Source organism: Sphingomonas sp. DMC8, from assembly GCF_056314185.1.
Map to the genome: position 1 here is coordinate 117327 of NZ_JBQUYV010000010.1, position 17459 is coordinate 134785.

Below are 17459 nucleotides of genomic sequence, written 5' to 3' on the forward strand. Positions count from 1 at the left end.
TGCCGGTGCCGGCAACGACGCTGGCGCCGATCCAGGTGCCGTTGATCTGCAACGAGTTCGCTGCCAGCGCGGTGCTGGGCGGAACGCTGCCGGAAACGGGGCCGCTGACGCCGGTTTTCAGGCCCAGCTTTTCGGCCGACAGGCTCACCATGTTCATGGTGATGCTCTCGCCCGTGTTGATGCCTGTCTGCAGCGTGACCGTGGAGGTCTTGCCGTCGAGCAGGCCGACGCCGTTGAAGTTGGTGGTCTGCGAAATGTTGCCCACTTCGGCGATGAGCTGGCTCATTTCCGACTGCAGCGTCGAGCGGTCGGTAGCACCGAGCGTGCCGTTGGCAGCCTGGGTGCCCAGTTCCTTCATGCGCTGCAGCATGTTGGTGACTTCGCCCATCGCACCTTCGGCCGTCTGGGCCATCGAGATGCCGTCATTGGCGTTGCGAATCGCAACGGCCATGGCGCGGACCTGGCTGGTCATGCGGCTGGAAATGGCTAGGCCTGCGGCATCGTCGGCTGCGCTGTTGATGCGCTTGCCAGTCGACAGGCGTTCCATCGCCGTCTGCAGATCGGCAGAGGCGCTGCTCGAAGCATTCGCAGCGCGGATGCTCGCAATGTTGGTTCCGATAACAGTCATTGCAGTAACTCCGTTCAAGCTTGGGCTCCCGCCCCCCCTGCGAAGAGCCGAGCCGCCGAGCCTCTGAACGGCCGCCTGCAAAAGCGATTAAGCAAAAAAACGTCGGCCTCGCGTGGCGTCTACGCGCGCGCGTAGACGCGCCCGGACCGAGGCGGTGTGCGGGCTCCGATATTTTACGGAGGATTAACCATATTCCCTGCATGAGGGTCGCCGAAGGGGAACTTCCATGCGTTCTATCGCTCCGTCGACGGCCGTGCTCGAACAGAATTATGCGCTGGTTTCAGCGCTTCGCGCGCAGGGTTTCGCCGTGCTCACCGATGCCGAAGGTCGCGCCCGCGGCGCCGACTTCCATCTGGTGATGGAAGGTGAGATCGCCCCTGCACCTGCCCGTACGCTCATTCTGGGCAAGGGCGAGCGCCGCTTCGTTCCGTTCCGCGATGGCAAGCCGGCCCGGCTGAGCTTCACGACGGAAGACGCGGCGCTCGGTGCCGGCTTTGCCAGCGCCCTGCTGCGTGGCGAGGGCGAGCCGGTCGCATCCGACCCCGAAAGCCTGGCGCTGCTGGCGCTGGCCGAGCGTGTTGCCGCTTCCGATATCACTGTTCTGGTGAACGGCCCTACGGGTACCGGCAAGGAAGTTCTCTCCAAGGCTATCCATATAGGTTCCTCGCGCCGCTGCGGCCCGTTCGTCGCCATCAACTGCGCGGCGCTGCCGGAATCGATGCTGGAAGCGATGCTGTTCGGTCACCAGAAGGGCGCCTTCACCGGCGCGTCCTCCGGCGGCCAGGGCTTTTTCCGTGCCGCCGACGGCGGCACGCTGCTGCTCGATGAAATCGCCGAGATGCCGCTGGCGCTCCAGGCGAAGCTGCTGCGTGCGCTGCAGGAGCGCGAGGTGGTGCCGATCGGCGGCACGATGCCGGAAAAGGTCGATGTCCGGGTGATCGCGTGCGCCAACCGCGACCTGCAGGCCGAAGTCGCCGCCGGCCGGTTCCGTGCCGACCTCTATTACCGCCTCTCGGTCTTTCCGCTCGCGACCCGCGCGCTGGCCGATCGCCCGGGCGACATCCGCGCGCTGGCCGCCGCCATGGTGCTGCGCCACGCCGGCAACCGTGCCGAGCTGCCCTGGTTCAGCGCTGCCGCACTGGATGCGCTGGAAGGCCATGACTGGCCGGGCAATGTCCGCGAGCTGGAAAATGTCATCCAGCGCGCGCTGCTCCTGGCGCCCGGCGATCTGATCGAGCCGGCGCATCTGATCTTCGATCGTCCGGCCGAGCGCCGTGTCGACACCGGCGGGTCGCTCAGCAACATCGTCCAGCTGTCGGAATTCGCGGCGATCCGCGAGACGCTGGCAGCATGCGGCGGCAGCCGGATCGAGACCGCGAAGCGGCTGGGCATTTCCGAGCGCACGCTGCGCTATCGCCTCGCCAAGGCGCGCGAACAGGGTGAGGATATCGCCCAGGCGGTGTCGGCATGAGCGGCATCGCTTCTGCTGGCGGGGTCGATCGGGTGATGGCGCTGCGCGCCCAGATCCTCGAGCGCAATCAGGCGCTGGCCCGCGCCAATCAGGCGCCGGCGGCGACCGGCGCAACGGGCACTGCCGAGGCCAAGCCGGCTGGCTTCACTTCGGTGATGTCGCAGGCGCTCGACCAGGTGAATGCCAGTCAGAGCGAGGCCAATGCGCTCTCGGAAAGCTATGAACGCGGCGAAACGGTCGACATCGCCAAGGTGATGCTCGCTCGCCAGCAGGCCTCGGTAAGCTTTGAGGCGACGCTGCAGGTCCGCAACAAACTCCTGTCCGCATACAAGGACATCATGAGCATGCCGGTGTAATCCATGGACAACGCGCTCGCCCCCGCTTCGCCCGGCGCTTTGCCGACCGCCTTCAACCCGCTGCGTCAGGTCAGTGGGCTGTTTGCCCAGCCTGCCGTGAAACGCAGCCTGCCGCTCTTGTTTCTGGTCGGCCTGATCGGTGCCGGTTTCCTCGCCTGGTCGCTGATCGCGACACCGCCGCAGCGGATTCTGTTCGCCAATGTGACCGATGCCGACAAGGCGGCGATCACCAGCGCGCTGCAGACGGCAAATATCAATTCCAGCATCGACAGTTCGGGATCGATCACCGTCGCCGAGGACGACTATCACAAGGCGCGGATGCTGCTCGCCAGCCAGAACCTGCCCAAGGCAGCGCCGGGCGGATATGCCATTCTCGACCAGTTGCCGATGGGAGTCAGTCGCGCGGTGGAAGGCGAACGTCTCCGCCAGGCGCGCGAGACCGAGCTTGCGCGCTCGATCGAGGAAATCGATTCGGTCGCCGAAGCGCGCGTGCATCTCGCCACGCCCGAGGCCAGCGTGTTCGTGCGCGACCGCACCGAACCGTCCGCCAGTGTCATCCTGAAACTTCAGCCCGGTCGCGCGCTGGGCGATGCGCAGGTGCGCTCGATCGTGAACCTGGTCGCTTCCTCGGTTCCGGGTATGCGGCCGGAGTCTGTGACGATCGTCGACCAGATGGGAGCGATGCTCTCCAAGGGTAGCGACGGCGCTGCCGGCAGCGGAACAAGTGCGAGCGACACGCGAATCGATTTCCAGCGTCGTGTCGAGGACAAGTTCCGCACCCAGTTGGTGCAGTTGCTCACGCCGCTGGTCGGCGCCGGCAACTTCACCACCGAAGTGCAGGCGGACGTCAATCTCGACGAAAACGAAGCGACTCGTGAAAGCTATGACAAGCAGGGCGGGGTAGTACGCGCCGAACAGGGCGCCTGGACCGGTACCTCGAAGGATGGCAGCGCCACCCCTGGCGGCATTCCCGGTGCGTTGTCGAATACGCCGCCGCCGGCGAGCCAGCTCGTCAACCCTAATGCTGCCGGCCAGGCGGCGACGGCCGCTGGCTCCACGGGCGCAGCAACGCCGGCAGGTGCCGGTCCGGCCGGTGTGCCGCCGGTGCAGCAGAAGCAGAGCGACAGCTTTGCTCGCACCTATGCCACCGGCAAGGAAGTGTCGGTGACGCGGGCGGCGCCGGGCGGGATCAAACGGATTTCTGTGGCCGTCCTGCTGCGCGAGGAGCCGGGCAAACCGCGCAGTACTGTTGAGATCAACCAGATCACCGAACTGGTTCGTGCGGCTGTAGGATATGATGCAAACCGGCAGGACCAGGTCACGGTCATCAGCCGCAAGTTCACGGCCCCGGCCGCCGACGCCAAGGCCAATGGCCTCGCCTGGTATGACGCTGCCTGGGTGCCGCTGGTAGCGCGCAACGCGACGGCGCTGGTCATCGCGCTGCTGGTCTTGTTCCTCGGCGTCCGCCCGCTGGCCAAGGCGCTGCTCAAGAAGCGCGAGGAAGTGCCGGCCGCGCGGTCGGCGCTGCCGATCGGCAGCCCCGATGGCAGTGGCCCCGCAGTCGGCGGCTATCCGCCGGTTAGCGCGGACATGCTGCAGCAGGGGGGCATAAGCTATGACGACCGCGTCGGGCTGGTCCGCGGCTTCACGCGCGACAATCCCGCTCGTGCCGCGCTGGCCGTCCGTGATATGATCAAGGCAGACGCCCAGTGAACGCACCCGCCGACACAATTCGCCAGTTCACCGGGGTAGAACGCGCCGCCGTGCTGATGATGCTGGTGGGCGAGGACGAAGCCGCCGCAATCCTGCAAAAGCTCGATCCCGATGAAGTGCGCGAGCTGGGCTCTGCGATGTTCGCGGTGGCTGATGTGACGGAGGCCGAGGTCGAACGGGTGCTCGACGAGTTCACCGACAAGGCCCAGGCGCGCAACAGCATTCAGTTCGATCCGGCACCCAAGGTAGAGGGAATCATGACGCGCGCGCTAGGCCCCGAACGGGCCGAGAGCGTGCTGTCGCGGATCGCCCCGCCGACGCAGGAGTCGGCTCTCGACGTACTGCAATGGTATGCGCCCGATGATATTGCCGCGATGGCCGCGGACGAGCATCCGCAAGTCGTTGCCGTGCTGCTCGCCAATCTTGAGCCCGACGCTGCGACGCACGTGTTCGAGCGCCTGCCCGAGGCGATGCAGCCGCAGATTCTGCGGCGTATCGCGAAGCTGGGACCGGTTGCACCCGAGGCGCTAGACCTGTTGCGCAGCACGGTCGAGGCACGCGGCGCGGCGCCGCGCAAGGCGCCGGGGCTGCAACTGGGCGGTACGCGCGAGGCCGCGAAGATTCTCGCCGGCGCCCGCAAGAATATCGAGCGGCGGGTGATGCCGCGCCTCGCCAAGATCGACAAGGAAGTCGCCAAGGCGATCGAAGAAGCGATGTTCGTCTTCGACAATCTGCTGGAGCTGGACGACAAGAACCTGTCCACGCTGATCCGCAACGTCGATGGCGAAGTGCTGGTCAAGACGCTGAAGGGCCTGGAGGAAGAGGTGCGCAACCGCTTCCTGGGCTGCATGTCGAGCCGCGCCGCCGACGGCATCCGCGACGAACTGGAAGCGCGCGGGCCGATGAAGATGACCGAAGTGCTGGAAGCGCAGAAGGCGATGATCGCCGTGGCGCGCGGCCTGGTGAAGGACGGTACGATCACCATGCCGACGAGCGGAGGCGAGGACGACTATGTCTGATTTCGTTGCCGGCTTCGCGCCCCTGCAGTCGCTGGGCGACCAGGTGCTGCAGCGCGCCTTTGGCCAGGCCGAGGCATTTGCGCCCGCGCCGGTCGATACGATCGGTCGCCGCGAACGCCGTCGCCGCGCAAGCGACGGCCCGGTCGCGCCCCGCCATTTCAGCCCCGCGCGCGCGGGTGCCAATCCCACCGAAGGCTGGGATCCGTTCGACACCGGCACGCCGGTGCCACCGCCGCACGACTTCGTCGATCCGGTAAGTGCCGCGCGCGAGGCTGGTCGCGCGCTGGGCCGGGCAGAGGCGCTGGCGGAAATCGAGATACAGCGGGCGCAGCAGGCAGAACTGGGCGATGCGCTGCGCACCGCCCTTGCGGCTGCGGCGCAAATCGATCGTCACAAGCTCGCCGCGCAATTGCGCGCGACGGTGCTGTTGCTCGTTACCCGTATGGTCGGAGAAACCGGCGTCGATGGCGATCTGCTCGCCGCGCGCGTTGCCGCTGCCGTGGATATGCTCGCCGACGCCAACGAAACTGCCGTGCTGCGGCTGCATGTAGAGGACGTGGCGCTGCTCGACGGCAAATTGCCCGCGAACGTCACGCCGCTGGCGGACGGGCAGATCGCGCGGGGCAGCTTTGCGCTGGAGAGCGCCGCCACCCTGGTCGAGGACGGGCCCGAATTGTGGCTTGAACAGCTCGCCGAAGCGATCGAGCGCGTATCCGTGCCGCCCGCATGCTGAACGCATTTTCCGAAGCCTATCTGGAAGGCCTGGCTGCCGCCCCCTTCACCCCCAAAGCGCGCGTGGCCGGGCGGCTTTCGTCGTGCGACGGGTTGCTGATGGAAGCGATCGGCCTGTCGCTGCCGGTGGGGACGGTCTGCGCAATCGGTGAAGGCCCCGATCGGGTGGAGGCCGAAGTGATCGGCTTTCGCGGCGGCCGTACGCTGCTGATGAATCTGGGCGGCCCTGCGCCGCTGCTCCCCAACGCGCCCGTCCGCCCGATCGGCGCGCCGGGCGAGGCCGAAGTGGGGGCGGCGCTGCTCGGCCGTGTGGTCGATGGTGCCGGCCGCCCGATCGACGGGCTGGGACCGATTCGCGGCGCGGGCCGCTGGCCGCTCGCCGGGCGAATGCAGAATCCGCTGGAACGCGGCCGCGTGCTGAAACCGCTCGATGTCGGCGTGCGCGCGATCAACGGGCTGCTGACGATCGGCCAGGGCCAGCGAGTCGGCATCATGGCCGGCTCGGGCGTCGGCAAGTCGGTGCTGCTCGGCATGATGGTGCGCGCCGCGAAGGCCGATGTGATCGTCATTGGCCTGATCGGCGAACGTTCGCGCGAAGTCGCCGACTTTCTCGAAACCAAGGTCGCCGGCGCCGCCCGCGCCCGCTCGGTGGTGGTGGCGGTGCCCGCCAACCACTCGCCGGTGCTGCGCATCCGTGGCGCGCTGCGGGCGACCGCCATTGCCGAGGCGTTTCGCGCCGAGGGCAAGCAAGTGCTGCTGATCATGGACAGCCTGACCCGCGTCGCCCATGCCGGGCGCGAGATCGGGCTGGCGCTGGGCGAGCCGGCCTCTGCGCGCGGCTATCCGCCCTCCGCCATTGCGATGCTGCCGGGCCTGATCGAACGCGCGGGCACCGATGTCGCCTCGGGCGGATCGATCACTGCGATCTACACCGTGCTTGCCGATGGCGACGACGGCAACGATCCTGTCGTCGACAGCGCCCGCTCGATCCTTGACGGTCACATCGTGCTCAGCCGGGCGCTCGCCGAACGCGGCGTGTATCCGGCGATCGATCTGGGGCCGTCGGTCAGCCGCGTGATGACCGACATTGCCGATCAGGCGCATCTGCGCGCGGCACGGGTGCTGCGGCGCCATCTCGCGACCTATGAAGAAAATCGCGATCTGGTGCTGATGGGTGCCTATCGCCCCGGCGCCGATGCGGAGATCGACGCCGCTATCGCCGCGCATCCGGCCGTGATGGAATATGTCCGCCAGAGCGCCGACGAACAGGTCAGCCTGGCCGACGCCGTCGCAGAGTTGACCGGCGTGTTCGGTGACGGCTGAGGCGTACGCCACCCATGGCTAGATCGCCCAAGAAGCTGGACCGTCTGCTGCGCGTCCGCACGTTGCAGCTCGATCTGGTGCGGGCCGAAGAGGCGCAGGCGCGGCTGCGGGTGGAGCAGGCCGATTCGCTCCGCCATCGCATCGCGGCTTTGGCAGCCGATGTCGCGCCGGTTGCGTCGCCCGACGCTGCTGTTGCGGTCGGATTGCACGCTGCAGCCCATTACCGCGCGCGCCTCCACGAATCCGCCCATGCCGCCGCAAGCCGTGTCGAGACCGAAGCGGCGCGGCTCGAAGCCGCACGCGAAGCCACGCGCGAGGCGCGCCGCGACCAGAGCGCGATCGAGAAGCTGATCGATCGCGAACGCGCCGCCGCGATCCGCCGCGAATTCCGCGCGCTCGAAAATCTTCCTTCCTTTCGCAAGGTTCGGCACGATCCTTGCTGAGAGACAGGCGGATATAGTTTCAGCTTAAGGGGTTCCGCCTTGTCCAACATTGCACCGGCCCTCGCCCAGGTCAGCATTGCCGCGCCCAAAGGCGCGGGAACGAGCGTTGCTCCGGCGACCGCCAATGGCGGTGCCGCGGGGGCACAGAGCGATTTCACGACCGCGATCCAGACGCTGCTGGGCGCGCCGTCGCTTGCCGATCCCCGGCAGCTTCTTGCCGCGATCGGCAAAAAATTGCCGTCCGATGGTGCGACCGGCGATAGCGATTCCGCGGCGCAACCTGCGGAAAAGGCGGACGACAAGGCAGCCGACATCGCCTTTGCGTGGTTCGGCCCAGGCGTAATACCGCAGAGCCCGCCCGCCGGTACGACGATTGCCGCTGCGACGGCGCCGGGCGCGACCAAGGCCGCCGGGGTTGCGCAGCCGCCTGCGCAGAGCGGTGCGGCAGATGCGGCCGGCACCGTTGCTGCGCCGGTCGGCCAGCCGGCAGCGCCTGGGGCAGCGAACACCGCCGCAGCAGTACCGGGTTTCCAGGCGACGATCGCCGCGACGCTCGCCGAAGCGTCGGCCGCCGCCACCGCCTCGTCTGTCCCCGGCCAGCCCGCTTCTGCCCAGCCCGCTTCCGTCCAGCCTGGCGCCGCGCAGGGCGAAGTTCGTGCCGCCGCCGGGGCAGTGGTTTCCACGCCGGCCCAGCCGCTCGCTATCCCGCTTGCCCAGTTCGAGACCGCGCGCGATGCGGCGCCGACGGCGCGGGCAACCGGCGCGACGCTGGCGGCAGCGGCTGCGGCCACATCGCTGGAAAGCGCGCTGCCCGCCCGCCGCACCTTGCGTGAAGTCACCGCGGACACCGTGCTCAGCCCCGCTGCACCCGATGCGCCGGGCGCGCCGCAGGTCGCCGCCGCCGGCCAGAGCCAGCAGGGCGCCCTCGACACGCGCCACCAGCAATGGGTCGGTAACATGATCGACCGGATCGAGGCGCTGCGCGAGGCGGCGCCGGAAAAGAACAGCACGAAGATCACGCTCGTTCCCGACGCGCTGGGCAAGGTGGACGTGTCGATCCGCACCGAGGGCGACCGCGTCCATGTCCATTTCGAAACCGAAACGCCCGCAGCACGCCAGCTGCTCACGGACGCCCAGCCGCGCCTCAGCGACATCGCCGATTCGCGCGGGCTGAAGCTGGGCCAGACGAGCGTCGACCTGGGTGGCGCCGGTGCCGGTGCCTCGGGTCAGCAGCGCCAGCATAACGCGCAGGGACGGCCTGCGCCGGCCCCCGCGTCCGTTGGCGCATCCGGCACGGCGACTGCCTCGCCGGACGCTGAGGCCGATCAACGCATTGCTTGAAAAAGAGGAATATTCTGATGGCTGACGAAATCGTGGATGCCGCCGCCGGCAAAAAGAAGAAGGGCAAGGGCAAGCTGATCCTGTTCATCGCGCTGCCGGTGCTGCTGCTCGGGTCCGGCGGGGGTGCGGCGGTCTATGCGATGCAGGCGGGGTGGATCGGCGGCGCCAAGCATGCAGAAGCTGCTGCTGATGCCGATACGCCGCGGCTGGTGCCAAAGAGCGAAGAGAAGCGGGCTTCGATAAAGGGCGGCGAAGGCGGGCATGGCGACGACGCCGCCGCGCCGATCAAGGGGCTGAAGACGCCTGAGGGCGAGGGAGGCGACAAATATGCCTCCAACTATTATCCGCTGGAGAAGGAATTCACCTCGAACCTGCAGGACAGCGTCCACTTCGTGCAGGTCGGGATTGCTGTCTCCACGCCCTATGACCAGCGCGTGCTGGAGAATATCAAGACGCACGAGATCGCGATCCGCTCCGCCGTGCTGCTCGCGCTGGGCGAAACCAGCGAGGATGATGTGTTCACCGCCGAGGGCAAAAAGCACATCCAGGAGCGGCTGGTGAAGGCAATCAATGCCGTTTTGAAGGAAAAGGAAGGATTCGGCGGCGTTAGTAACGTCTACTTTACCAATTTCATTGTTCAGTAAACGGGCATGGTTAACGCCCCTTCATCGACCGCACCCGCGGAAAGGCGGACACGGCCCCGGCCCAGCGCGGAACACGCGCCGGTGCTGGGGGCGTCCAGCCTCAATCCGTTCGGCGATCTGGTGGCGTTGCAACACCTTTCGGCACGGCTCGCCAAGTCGCTGAAGGGTATCTTCGAATCCTATTATAGCACCGAATTGCGCTGCTGGGCCGAACCGCTCGTCGTGCAGCGTTTTTCCGATTATCGCGCCGAACGTGGCGACGGGCTGACCGGCTGGCAGCCGCTGGTGATGGGCAATGCCCGCGCCCGCGCCCAGCTGGTGTTCGGCGCGCGCATGCTGCTCGAAATGCTCGACTGCTTCTTCGGCGGCGCCGGCGAGGCATGCGATATTCCCGCCGAATTCAGCCCCACGGCCCAGATGCTCGCCGCGCGCTTTGCCGAAACGCTTTGCCCGCTGCTCGAATCGGCCTGGGAGCCGCTGACCCGCATCGGTTTCCAGATGGAGCAGGGGCCGGTACTGGCCGCGCTGCCCGAACTGTCCGCCGACGACGCCGTGGTGGTGACGCGCTTCGGCATCGCCGCGGGCAATGCCAAGCCGCAATATTGCGACCTCCTTTATCCTGTCGCCGCGCTGAAGCCGGTGGCCCCGGCGCTGGCGCCGAAGGTCCATGGCCCGGTCGCCGAACCCGAGCCGCAATGGCGCGCCGGCCTCACCCGTGCGGTGATGCAGGTGCAGTTGCCGGTCCGTTCGGTACTCGCCGCGCCGGAAGTGCCGCTGTCGATGCTGCTCGACCTGAAGCCGGGCGACATCATTCCGATCGAACTGTCGCCCGAAGTGCCGGTGATGGTTGCCGACCGTCGCCTGGGAACCGGGCTGGTCGGCACCGCTAATGGCCACGCCGCGGTGCGCCTGACCTCGATTGAACCGATTACCGAAGAGGATCTGCGATGAACGAGATGACGGGGGGCTTTCCGGTGGACAGCGCCGTGGCCGCCAATTTCCGGCTGCTGCAGGATGTCGCGGTGAAACTGACGGTCGAGATCGGCTCGACCCGGCTGTCGCTGCGCGAATTGCTGGCGCTGGGCGAGGAGAGCGTGATCGAGCTCGACCGCGACGCGAACGAGCTGCTCGACGTGTTCGTCAACGGCGTGCTGATCGGGCGCGGCGAAGTGGTGACGGTCGGCGAGAAGTTCGGCGTGCGGATGACCGAGCTGGTCAGCCCCGACAAGCGGGCCGAACGCGCATGATGTGGCTCTATGTCCTGAAGCTGGCGATCCTGCTGCCGCTGGTCTGCGGCCTGCTGGTCGGCTGCCTCTATGCCTGGCGCAAGCTCGAAGGGCGCCTGCCCAAGCCGCAGGGCGAAAAGCTGGTGCAGGTCAAGGAAAGCATGATGCTGTCGCCGGGCCTGAAGCTGGCGGTGGTTGAGTTCGAGGGCCGCCGCCTGCTCGTCTCGGTCAGCCGCGCGGGCGTAACCCTGGTCGATCGGGCGGGCTGATGCGGATCGCGCTTCCTCATCCCCGGAGCTTCGGCGGGCGTGCAGCGCTGTTCGTGGCGCTGCTTGGTCTGGTGCTGCTGTTCATGCTGCCGGCGATGGCCCATGCCGCCGCCGCGCCGCTCCCGGCGCCCGCGCCGGCGGCGACGCCGGGTGTCGGTGATGCGGTCGATCGCGCGCTGGGCGAACTGGGTGGCGGCAACGCGCCGCTCAGCCTGTCGCTGCAGTTGCTCATCATCATGGGCCTGCTCACGGTATTGCCGGGCATCCTGCTGATGATGACCAGCTTCACCCGCATCGTGATCGTGCTGGCAGTGCTGCGCCAGGCGCTGGGGCTGCAGCAATCGCCGCCCAACCAGGTGCTGATCGGCCTGTCGCTGTTCCTCACCTTCTTCGTGATGGCGCCGGTGATCAACCAGGCGAACACCACGGCCATCCAGCCCTATGCCGCCGGCAAGATTGGCGCGACACAGATGATCGAAGGCACGGGCACGGCGCTCCACGGCTTCATGGTCAAGCAGACGCGCACCCACGATCTGAAGCTGTTTGCCGATCTCGCCAAGAGCGGTCCCTATGCCAAGCCCGCCGACATTCCTTTTTCGGTGCTGTTGCCCGCCTATGTCACCAGCGAGCTGAAGACGGCATTCCAGATCGGCTTCCTGATCTTCCTGCCGTTCCTCGTGATCGACCTTGTGGTGGCGACGGTGCTGATGAGCCTCGGCATGATGATGCTGTCGCCGACCATCATCTCGCTGCCGTTCAAATTGCTGCTGTTCGTGCTGGTCGACGGCTGGGCGTTGACGATGGGCAGCCTCGCCTCCAGTTTTGTGAGCTAGGCCGATGGACGCCGATTATTTCCTGACCGTCGCACACGAAGCGCTGTGGATCATGGCGCTGTCCGCGGCGCCCATCCTGATCCCGGCGCTGGTTGCCGGCCTCCTGCTGGGCATGGTGCAGGCGGCGACGTCGATCCAGGAACAGACGCTGAGCTTCGTGCCCAAGCTGATCGTGGTGGGGCTGAGCCTCATCATCTTCGGCAGCATGATCCTGGGTCTGATCGGCGACTTCACCACGAGCATCTTCGAACGCATCCCCGAGCTGGTCCGGTGAAGCGGGAGGGGACGCTGGCGATGCGCCGATGAACACCGAACTCGGCTTCGGCCTCTCGATCGAGCCGCATCTCTGGGCGCTGCTGTTCGCGATGGTGCGGATCGGGGCGGCGTTTGTCGCGGCGCCGGTGTTCAACGCCGTCACCGTACCGCTGCCGGCGCGGATCGCGCTTGCCGGCGGCATCGGCGTGCTGGTGGTCAACACCACCCATATCACGCCGCCGACCGAGATTTTCGCGCTCGCGACTTTCCTGTCGGTTGCGGCCGAGGCGCTGATCGGCCTGGCGCTGGGTTTCGTCCTGCAGATCGCCTTTGCCGCGCCGATGGTCGCCAGCGAAGTGATCGGCATGGGCATGGGGCTGGGCTTTGCCAATGCCGTCGATCCCAATAGCGGCGCCAGCTCGCCCGCGCTCGGCCAGTTCCTGTCGCTGCTGATGACGGTGCTGTTCCTGGCCACCGACGGCCATCTGGTTCTCGTCGATCTGGTGGTGCGCAGCTATGCGGCGATGCCGCCGGGTGCGTGGCTGGCGCCCGACCGGCTGCTGGCGATCGCCATGTTCGGCGGCTACGCCTTTCTCGCCGGGCTGTTGCTGGCGCTGCCGGTCGGCTTTCTGCTGCTGTGCCTCAACGTCATCATGGGGATGCTGAGCCGCGCCGCGCCGGCGCTCAACCTGTTCGCGATCGGCATTCCGGTCAGCCTTGCGCTGGGCGTGGTGGCGATCCTGCTCGCCTTGCCGGCGATGGGCGAATATCTGCAGGTCATCCTGCATGAGGGGCTTTCGGCAACCCAGCATCTGGTGCTCGGCTGATGTCGGAGGCTGGCGGCGAAAAGACCGAAGCCCCGACAGCCAAGCGCAAGCGCAAGGCCGCCGAAGACGGGCAAATACTCAAGTCGCGCGATTTCGGCGCGGCGCTGATCATGCTGGCAGGTGCCGCCTGGATGGCGATGCTGGGGCCGTCGCTGCTGCGCGCCTGCCGCGAACTGATGACAGCCAGCCTGCATTTCGACCATGGCGATATCGAACATTTCGAGCCGTGGCGCCCGCTCGCCGAAGCGGGGTGGCGGCTCGCCCCCGCCCTGATCGCGCTGTTCGCCTTCACCGTGATTGCGGCGGTGGCGGGGCAGGCGGGGCTCGGCTCGCTCGGCTTCAACGCCAAATTGTTCGCACCCAAGGCGTCGCGGATCGATCCCGGCGCGGGGCTGAAGCGCATCTTCGGGCCGACCGGCTGGATCGAACTCGGCAAGTCGCTGCTCAAGGTGGTGCTGCTCGGGTCGATCGGCGCCTGGCTGCTCTGGTCGCTGACCGGCGGCGCGATGGGGCTGGTTGCTTCCGACATCCAGAGTGCCGTCGGCGCGCTGGGCAGTCGTTTCCTGACGCTGATGTTCGTGATGGCCTCTGGCCTGCTGCTGATCGCCGGCATCGACGTGCCGATCCAGATCTTCCGCCATATGAGCCAGCTCAAAATGACCAAGCAGGAGGTCAAGGAAGAGCATAAGGAAAGCGAAGGCTCGCCCGAAACCAAGGCACAGCAGCGTCAGCGCCAGCGCGATATTCTGAAGGGCGGCTTCCGCAAATCGGTGGCGACCGCGCATGTCGTGCTCACCAACCCGACCCACTTCTCGGTGGCCCTGCGCTACGATGCCGGCCAGGATCAGGCGCCGGTGGTTGTCGCCAAGGGCCGCGGCCAGACCGCCTTGGCAATCCGCGAACTGGCTGCCGAGTTCAAGGTGCCGGTGCTCGAATATCCCAGCCTGGCGCGCGCCGTCTATTATACCAGCCGCGAAGGGCAGGAAGTGCGCGACGACCTGTATCTGGCAATCGCGACGGTGCTGGCCTTCGTCTTCGGGGTCAATGCCCGCGCCGGGGGAATCCAGCCGCTGGTGAAGGTGCCGGACAGCGCATTGTTCGACGAAAACGGCCGGCACATCGGCAGGCCCGCCTAAAACGTGGCCGCCGCCGGCCGTTCATCGGGGAGAGGGACCAAATGACGACGACCAGCTCCGTATCCAGCACGTCCACGCCGACGCCGACGCCGACCAGCACGTCGTCGTCGAGCAATCCGGGTCAGTCGATCGTCCAGACGCTGGGGGGGGGATCGGGCATCGACATCGGCAGTCTGGTCGACAAGCTCGTCACCGCCCAATATGACAATACCAACCAGACATTGTCGGCCAAGGCTGACAAGCTGACCACCCAGATTTCGACCGTGTCGTCGCTCAAGAGCGCGATCAGCACGTTCGACAGCTCGCTGAAATCGCTGATCCAGGGCGGCACGCTTACGGCACAGCCGACCAGCAGCAACACCGGTGTCGTCAATATCTCCGCGTTGCAAGGCGCTAGCGTCGGAAATCTTTCCTCGACGTTCGAGGTGCGCCAGCTCGCCGCCGCACAGGTGACGAGCACTGCACCGGTAGCGGATCCCACTGCGGCGATCGGCACCGGCACGCTCACGCTCCAATTCGGCACCGCCACGGTCAGCAATGGTGCCATGACGGCGTTCACCGCCGGCAGCACGCCTTCGGTTAACATTGCCATTACCAGCGCGAACAACAGCCTGCAGGGCATCGCCGCTGCCATCAACGCCCAGAATGCCGGGGTGACCGCATCGATCCTGAGCGATGCCGACGGCTCGCGGCTGGTGCTGAAGAGCGCGACCGGCGCCGCCCAGGCCTTCACCTTGTCTGCCACCGAGGATTCGAGCGCTCCCGGCCTGTCGAAACTCGCGGTCGGCGTCGGCGCCAGCGGCACCACAATCAACTCGACGGCGCAGGACGCGGTGGTGGCAATGGACGGCATCGCCGTGCGGCGCCCCACCAACACGATCAAGGATCTGGTGCCGGGCGCGGAGGTCGACCTCGTCTCGGCCTCCCCGGGCACGATCGTCAATCTGGGCAGCACCCCGCCCACAGATGCGCTGAACCAGGCAGTGAACGACTTCGTCAGCGCCTATAATGTCGTGCTCGGCCAGTTGACGACGGCAACCGATCCCGTTTCTGGGCCGCTGAGCAACGACCTGGCGGCACAGACGATGCTGCGCCAGCTCAGCGGGCTGACACTGACCGATATGGTGCCCGGTGCCCCCAGTTCCGTCCCCCATACCCTCGCCGATCTGGGCATAGCGACCAATCGCGACGGAACGCTGACGCTGAACAGTGCCCAGCTCACCAAGGCGCTTGCCACCAATTCGTCGACGATCGAGGCGATGTTCCAGGACGGTGTAGGCATTTCCGCCGCGCTCGACAACATCGCCACCGCCGCCGCCAACACCACCTATGGCCTGGGCGCCAGCCAGACGACGTATGAGAACGCCAAGAGCCAGGTTGCGGACGATCAGGCCCAGGCCGCCAGCGACGCCGATGACACGCGGACGCGGCTGACGCAGCAATTCTCGACAATGAACGCGATCGTCGCGAGCTACAAAAGCACCCAGAGCTTCCTGCAGCAGCAGGTCGATGCGTGGAACAACAAGAACCAATGACACGCTATGCCACTGCACTAGCCGCCGATCCGGCGGCTACCTATCGTCAGGTCGATCTTGTCGGCCGCACCGGCGGTGCCGATCGGCATGGGCTCGTCTCGATGCTGTACGAAGAAGGGATCGCTGCGCTGCGCACCGCCGCCTGGGCTGCCGAACAGGGCCGCAGCACGGTAAAAAGCGAGCGCGTGTCGCGCGCTACAGCGGTGCTCTTCGCGCTGGAAGGCGGGCTTGATTTTGAAAAGGGCGGGGACGTCGCCCGCACGCTCGCGACTTTCTATCATGGCCTGCGCAGCAGCGTGGTACGCGCCAGCCTGAGCAATGATCCCGTGCCGTTCCGTGAGGCGGCCGCCAATCTCTCCGAGATCGCGACGGCCTGGTCGTCGATGCGGAGCTAAGCTGGCGCGCAGCCCGGCTTTGGGCTAGCGCACCAGGCATGGAACCGCTTCACATCGTTGCGCTCGGCGGCACGCTCCGGCCCGAATCGAGCACCGGCCGCATGCTGGACGCCGCGCTTGCTCATGCCCGGACGCGGGGCGCGCGCACCACGCTGCTCACCGGCGATGCCATTGCCTTCCCGCATTTCGAGCCGGGCAGCGGCGCGGGCGATCCGCGGGTGACGCATTTCATTGAGGCGCTGCGCAGCGCCGATGCCGTGATCATCGGTTCGCCGGGCTATCACGGTACCCTGTCGGGCATGGTCAAGACCGCGCTCGATTATATCGAACTGCTCCGCGACGATGCGCGTGTCTATCTCGACGGGCGCCCGGTGGGGCTGATCGCGACTGCCGGTGGATGGCAGGCGGCGGTATCGACGTTGCAGGCGTTGCGTACGATCACCCACGCCCTGCGCGGCTGGCCGACGCCGATGGGGATTGCGGTCAACACCAGCGAGCCGGATGCCGTTGCCCGTTGCAGCCCCTCGCTGCAGGCGATGGTCGACCAGTTGTTCACCTTTCTCAACCGCTGATCGGCGGCACCTTTACGCTTTCGTCACGGCTTGCCCGTAACCCTGTCCGTCAGGATCGGGGATCGTTAGATGATGTATTGCAGCGGCTTTCGCGAGCTTTCGGTCGAGCGGCGGCGTTCGGTGCCGTCGCTGTTGGCGGTGGGGCGCGACCGTGCCGCGCTGAACACGCTGGCGCATCGGCTGGGCCATCTCGGCTATCTGGTAGTGCTTGCGGAAAATGGTCGCGGCGCGCTGGACCTGATTGCTGCGCGCGGGTTCGACCTGGTGCTGGTGGGAGAGCATCTGCCCGACATGTCCGGGCTGCACGTTCTGGCCGAAATCCGTGGCACGCGCGACATTGCCGATCTGCCGGTGATCATGCTGGTCGATCAGGATGCGCCCGCTGCGGCGGCGCGGGCACTGGCGGCGGGCGCCGACGATTATTTCGCGCCGCCTTTCGAATTCGATCTGCTGGCGGCGCGCCTGGATCGCACGCTCGCGCGGGCGGAGCGGCTGGAGGAGCTGAAGCGTGCCAATATGGCGCTCGACGCACGGATCGCCGCGCGGGCGATCGAGCTGGGCGAATTGCGCGGCGAACTCGCCGCCGTCCGCGCCGAACAACAGCGCCTGCGCCGTTCGATGATGCGCGGCGCGGAGCCGCTGGGCGCGGCCGCCTGACGGCGGTTTATGAGACCTGTGCGCGGGTGGGCGTAGACAGGGACATCAGTTGCTGATTCTATAGCTTTCCCAAGCAGGAGAGCT

Annotated in this window: 20 protein-coding genes and 1 pseudogene; 20 read left to right on the forward strand and 1 reads right to left on the reverse strand. The window is 66.9% G+C overall.

Going from position 1 to position 17459, the window contains the following annotated elements:
- Window positions 1-214: 214 nt before the first annotated feature.
- Window positions 215-628, reverse strand: a pseudogene (locus tag ACT53K_RS18115) (flagellin N-terminal helical domain-containing protein); the annotation flags it as partial.
- A gap of 226 nt (window positions 629-854) precedes the next feature.
- On the opposite strand from ACT53K_RS18115, the gene ACT53K_RS18120 reads away from it, so the two are divergent.
- The 20 genes from ACT53K_RS18120 (at window position 855) to ACT53K_RS18215 (ending at window position 17375) form a co-directional block, all read left to right on the forward strand.
- Window positions 855-2099 carry a sigma-54 interaction domain-containing protein gene (locus tag ACT53K_RS18120; protein WP_476230148.1) on the forward strand — a complete coding sequence of 415 codons (1245 nt, stop codon included), beginning with the start codon at window positions 855-857 and terminating at the stop codon, window positions 2097-2099.
- A complete protein-coding gene (gene fliE, locus ACT53K_RS18125; RefSeq protein WP_476230149.1) occupies window positions 2096-2455 on the forward strand; it encodes a flagellar hook-basal body complex protein FliE in 360 nt (119 codons plus the stop codon). The genes ACT53K_RS18120 and fliE overlap by 4 nt, the downstream gene beginning before the upstream one ends.
- Window positions 2456-2458: 3 nt before the next feature.
- Window positions 2459-4168 carry a flagellar basal-body MS-ring/collar protein FliF gene (fliF, locus tag ACT53K_RS18130; protein WP_476230150.1) on the forward strand — a complete coding sequence of 570 codons (1710 nt, stop codon included), beginning with the start codon at window positions 2459-2461 and terminating at the stop codon, window positions 4166-4168.
- Window positions 4165-5187 (forward strand): flagellar motor switch protein FliG, encoded by a 1023-nt coding sequence (gene fliG / locus ACT53K_RS18135; protein ID WP_476230151.1) that lies wholly within the window; start codon window positions 4165-4167, stop codon window positions 5185-5187. Before fliF ends, fliG begins: the two co-directional genes overlap by 4 nt.
- Complete coding sequence (locus ACT53K_RS18140) at window positions 5180-5920, forward strand: FliH/SctL family protein (RefSeq protein WP_476230152.1); 741 nt, start codon at window positions 5180-5182, stop codon at window positions 5918-5920. Before fliG ends, ACT53K_RS18140 begins: the two co-directional genes overlap by 8 nt.
- Window positions 5914-7242, forward strand: coding sequence for a FliI/YscN family ATPase (locus tag ACT53K_RS18145; protein WP_476230153.1), 1329 nt, complete (start codon window positions 5914-5916; stop codon window positions 7240-7242). Before ACT53K_RS18140 ends, ACT53K_RS18145 begins: the two co-directional genes overlap by 7 nt.
- A 14-nt stretch (window positions 7243-7256) precedes the next feature.
- Window positions 7257-7685, forward strand: a complete 429-nt coding sequence (locus ACT53K_RS18150) for a hypothetical protein (protein WP_476230154.1) — start codon at window positions 7257-7259, stop codon at window positions 7683-7685.
- 39 nt (window positions 7686-7724) lie between these two features.
- The gene (locus ACT53K_RS18155; RefSeq protein WP_476230155.1) at window positions 7725-9026 is read left to right on the forward strand and encodes a flagellar hook-length control protein FliK; all 1302 of its coding nucleotides are present in this window, start codon (window positions 7725-7727) and stop codon (window positions 9024-9026) included.
- 17 nt (window positions 9027-9043) lie between these two features.
- The gene (locus tag ACT53K_RS18160; protein WP_476230156.1) at window positions 9044-9670 is read left to right on the forward strand and encodes a flagellar basal body-associated FliL family protein; all 627 of its coding nucleotides are present in this window, start codon (window positions 9044-9046) and stop codon (window positions 9668-9670) included.
- Window positions 9671-9751: 81 nt separating this feature from the next.
- The gene (locus tag ACT53K_RS18165) at window positions 9752-10621 is read left to right on the forward strand and encodes a FliM/FliN family flagellar motor switch protein (protein ID WP_476230157.1); all 870 of its coding nucleotides are present in this window, start codon (window positions 9752-9754) and stop codon (window positions 10619-10621) included.
- On the forward strand, window positions 10618-10917 hold the full coding sequence (gene fliN, locus ACT53K_RS18170; RefSeq protein ID WP_476230158.1) for a flagellar motor switch protein FliN: 300 nt from the start codon (window positions 10618-10620) through the stop codon (window positions 10915-10917). Before ACT53K_RS18165 ends, fliN begins: the two co-directional genes overlap by 4 nt.
- A complete protein-coding gene (locus tag ACT53K_RS18175; protein ID WP_476230159.1) occupies window positions 10914-11165 on the forward strand; it encodes a flagellar biosynthetic protein FliO in 252 nt (83 codons plus the stop codon). Before fliN ends, ACT53K_RS18175 begins: the two co-directional genes overlap by 4 nt.
- Entirely contained in the window at window positions 11165-11998 is an 834-nt protein-coding gene (gene fliP / locus ACT53K_RS18180; RefSeq protein WP_476230160.1) for a flagellar type III secretion system pore protein FliP, read from the forward strand. Before ACT53K_RS18175 ends, fliP begins: the two co-directional genes overlap by 1 nt.
- Before the next feature lie 4 nt (window positions 11999-12002).
- Entirely contained in the window at window positions 12003-12272 is a 270-nt protein-coding gene (fliQ, locus tag ACT53K_RS18185; protein ID WP_476230162.1) for a flagellar biosynthesis protein FliQ, read from the forward strand.
- 28 nt (window positions 12273-12300) lie between these two features.
- A complete protein-coding gene (gene fliR / locus ACT53K_RS18190) occupies window positions 12301-13080 on the forward strand; it encodes a flagellar biosynthetic protein FliR (protein WP_476230163.1) in 780 nt (259 codons plus the stop codon).
- Complete coding sequence (gene flhB, locus ACT53K_RS18195) at window positions 13080-14216, forward strand: flagellar type III secretion system protein FlhB (protein ID WP_476230164.1); 1137 nt, start codon at window positions 13080-13082, stop codon at window positions 14214-14216. Before fliR ends, flhB begins: the two co-directional genes overlap by 1 nt.
- A 41-nt stretch (window positions 14217-14257) precedes the next feature.
- Entirely contained in the window at window positions 14258-15751 is a 1494-nt protein-coding gene (fliD, locus tag ACT53K_RS18200; RefSeq protein WP_476230165.1) for a flagellar filament capping protein FliD, read from the forward strand.
- The gene (locus ACT53K_RS18205) at window positions 15748-16146 is read left to right on the forward strand and encodes a flagellar export chaperone FliS (RefSeq protein WP_476230166.1); all 399 of its coding nucleotides are present in this window, start codon (window positions 15748-15750) and stop codon (window positions 16144-16146) included. Before fliD ends, ACT53K_RS18205 begins: the two co-directional genes overlap by 4 nt.
- Window positions 16147-16184: 38 nt before the next feature.
- A complete protein-coding gene (locus ACT53K_RS18210) occupies window positions 16185-16718 on the forward strand; it encodes an NADPH-dependent FMN reductase (protein WP_476230167.1) in 534 nt (177 codons plus the stop codon).
- Window positions 16719-16787: 69 nt separating this feature from the next.
- Window positions 16788-17375 carry a response regulator gene (locus tag ACT53K_RS18215; RefSeq protein ID WP_476230169.1) on the forward strand — a complete coding sequence of 196 codons (588 nt, stop codon included), beginning with the start codon at window positions 16788-16790 and terminating at the stop codon, window positions 17373-17375.
- Window positions 17376-17459: the final 84 nt, after the last annotated feature.